This is a genomic window from Haloferax sp. Atlit-10N, from assembly GCF_003586325.1.
Lineage (GTDB): Archaea > Halobacteriota > Halobacteria > Halobacteriales > Haloferacaceae > Haloferax > Haloferax prahovense.
The window spans coordinates 1-2934 of record NZ_PSYX01000019.1; the positions used below are offsets into that span (position 1 = coordinate 1).

Consider the following 2934-nt stretch of genomic DNA (forward strand, 5'->3'; position numbering starts at 1 on the left):
TGACCGGTGACTCGGAGGACGTCGCACGGGCTGTCTCGGAGGAACTCGGCATCGACCAGTACTTCGCGGAGGTACTCCCCGACGAAAAGGACACGAAAGTCGAAGCGCTCCAGTCCGAGGGGAAACTAGTCGCGATGGTCGGCGACGGCGTCAACGACGCGCCAGCACTCACGCGAGCTGACGTCGGTATTGCCATCGGTTCAGGGACCGACGTCGCCATCGAGTCTGGCGATATCATCCTCGTCGACAATAATCCGCTGGACGTGGTGCGGCTCATCAAGCTCTCGAAGGCGAGTTACCGGAAGATGCAGGAGAATCTCGTCTGGGCGACCGGCTACAACGTTTTCGCGCTCCCACTCGCTGCCGGAGTCCTCGCACCGATCGGCATCCTGCTGTCGCCGGCCATCGGTGCCGTGTTCATGTCGCTGTCGACGATCATCGTCGCTATCAACGCCCGTCGTCTCCGCAGCGCCGATATTTCCGTGCCCGACATTGGTGCGTGATCCCTATGGCACTCCAGGCGACACAGACATTGTTCAGCGTCGGTCTCCTATCTGGGGGACTCCTACTGGGTGGCCTCCTTGCTACCATCGTCAGTCCAACATTCCAGTTCTGGCCGCACGGAACGCGGAACTGGACATTCTGGGTGAGCTGGAGTGCGTGGATGCTATACGGTGTTGGTCTGGTCGGCGTTGCACACCTCGACTGGTGGCACTGGTACGAACCACCGGTGGTGGTGCAACTCGTCTGTGTGCTTGTTTTCGTAGCAGGCACAGCGCTGTCCATCTGGGCGATGTGGACACTCGGATTCTGGGAGAGCAGTGGTCTCGAAGGCCACCTTCAAACTGAGGGACCGTATCGCTTCTCTCGCAATCCACAGTACGTGGGGTTCATCGCCATGCTCGCCAGCGGAGGCCTCCTCGCAGGTTCGATTCAAACGGTCATTCTCGCCATCGGTGGAATCGTGTGGTTCCTGCTCGCACCACTCGCCGAAGAGCCGTGGCTCCGCGAGCAGTACGGCGACGCCTACGAGGAATATCTCAGATCGGTGCCGCGGTTCCTCGGCCGAACGCACCGCGAACCACCGCAGCAGGAACAGACCGACCGAACGAAGGGAGGGAACCAATGACCAGTGATTCACCACACCAGATCGAAGTCGGGGGTAGGACGATTCCATCCGGTGAGAAGTCTCAGTTCCGGTATGCCGTCGCGACAACGTTTCACGACGACGCGATTGAACTGCCAGTCACTGTCGTCAATGGTGACCAAGCTGGACCGACAGTCTGCTTGACAGCCGCAGTTCACGGCGACGAACTCAACGGGGTCAAGATCATCCAAGAGGTCGCAGCCGAGTACGAACCGAGTGATCTTCACGGGACGCTTGTCTGCCTCCACGTACTGAATGTCCCAGGATTTCTGGCCCAGCAACGGTACATCCCGATCTATGACGAAGATCTCAACCGCTCGTTCCCTGGCAGTGCTCGAAGTACGCTAGCAAAACGGCTCGCAAACACGATTTACGAGGAGTTCATCTCGAAGTGTGACATCGGGCTTGACTTCCACACGTCGACGCGCAACCGCACGACGATGTACCACGTCCGCGCAGATATGCGCGACCCGGCTGTGGAACGACTCGCCCGCGCGTTCGGCACGAGCGTCATCCTCGACGGCGAGGGTTCACGAGGGACACTCCGACGCGTGGCCTGTCAGGACGGTATCCCCACGGTCACGGTTGAGATGGGGCGCGCCCATCGATTCCAGACCGCGCACCTCGACCGAGCGCTCCACTGTGTCGCGAGCGTCCTCGCCGAACACGAGGTCCTTCCCAACCAACCGGTGTCCTGGCCCGGGTGGACGCGCGTGGTCGCCCGCGACGGCGAGAAAACGTGGCTCCGTGCCGAAACTGGAGGGCTCGTCGAGATGGAGTGGGGCCCGCACCCTCTCGTTGAGGAAGACGATCCGCTGTTCACGATTTCCGACCACTTCAAGAACGACATCGAGACGATTCGCGCTCCATCGACCGGCATCGTTGTCGGTGTCCTCGAAAATGCAGTGGCGTACCCGGGCCACCCGCTGTGTCACTTCGTGAGCGTCGACGAGGGAACCGCCGACATCATTCGCGACGACATTGAGCGGGGTGAGTTCGATGTCTACCGTGAGGGTGGTTTCCAGCGGCCGGAATATGGTGAGAGCGGTGAGTATGAAGGACGAGATCCGCTCTCTTGACGGGGCAGCGTCTGCTGACAGGCTCTTCATCGGTTCGGAGAGCCCCCCATAATTGCCTACTGGATCGTTCTTCGGCCAATAACCGTTCCAAGTTCTAATTCGTACGGTATGATGGTCGGCTTTTATCGAACATCGCCGAGATCACCTCAGCAAGATCGCGCCCTCTCAACTACAGACTCGCCGGGTACGAGTGTGTAAACTGTACAGATCTACTAGGTGATGCCCGGTATAGTAACGCTCACCCCAACTTTTTCGCGATCTATTGCGCGTTTTCAATCACTTTCCTTACGTCAACCCAGACTTCATCAGGAGACTGTTTTCCGTCGACACGTTCCAGTTGACCTCGTTCTTCGTAGTATTCAATAACTGGTTCAGTAGTCTCACGAAATACACGTAGACGTTCACGGACTGTCTCCTCGGTATCGTCATCCCGATGCTCAAGTCGTTTTTCAACTTCAGGATCTTCAGGTGGACTGTATTTTATATGATAAGTGTCCCCTGTTTTTGGGTCTATACGGCGACCCGTGAGTCGTTGAACAAGTTCCTCCTCGTCTACGTCAAGATATAGAATAACGTCAACATCGGTCATATTATTGAGTTCCTCAGCCTGTTCTACGTTGCGGGGATACCCATCCAGAACAAAGCCATTGACTTGCGATAGAGCCTCTTTAACGAGCAGAGTGACAACCTCGTCCGGAACAAGCTCAC

General features: G+C 57.7%; 4 protein-coding genes. 3 read left to right on the plus strand and 1 reads right to left on the minus strand.

Annotated features, from left to right (window positions below):
- The 3 genes from C5B91_RS20775 to C5B91_RS20785 form a co-directional block, all read left to right on the plus strand.
- Positions 1 to 503 (plus strand): HAD-IC family P-type ATPase (locus C5B91_RS20775; protein WP_119713000.1); only part of this gene is annotated, 503 nt, incomplete at its 5' end.
- 5 nt (positions 504 to 508) lie between these two features.
- Positions 509 to 1129 carry an isoprenylcysteine carboxylmethyltransferase family protein gene (locus C5B91_RS20780; protein ID WP_115819511.1) on the plus strand — a complete coding sequence of 207 codons (621 nt, stop codon included), beginning with the start codon at positions 509 to 511 and terminating at the stop codon, positions 1127 to 1129.
- Positions 1126 to 2226 (plus strand): succinylglutamate desuccinylase/aspartoacylase family protein, encoded by a 1101-nt coding sequence (locus C5B91_RS20785; protein ID WP_115819510.1) that lies wholly within the window; start codon positions 1126 to 1128, stop codon positions 2224 to 2226. The genes C5B91_RS20780 and C5B91_RS20785 overlap by 4 nt, the downstream gene beginning before the upstream one ends.
- Before the next feature lie 259 nt (positions 2227 to 2485).
- Here the strand turns inward: C5B91_RS20785 and C5B91_RS20790 are convergent.
- The coding region (locus C5B91_RS20790) for a nucleoside monophosphate kinase (RefSeq protein WP_119713001.1) at positions 2486 to 2934 on the minus strand (449 nt) is incomplete at its 5' end.

Coding starts and splice junctions, on each gene's coding strand:
- C5B91_RS20780 (WP_115819511.1), top strand. CDS start 509: ATGGCACTCCAGGCGACACAGACATTGTTCAGCGTCGGTCTCCTATCT.
- C5B91_RS20785 (WP_115819510.1), top strand. CDS start 1,126: ATGACCAGTGATTCACCACACCAGATCGAAGTCGGGGGTAGGACGATT.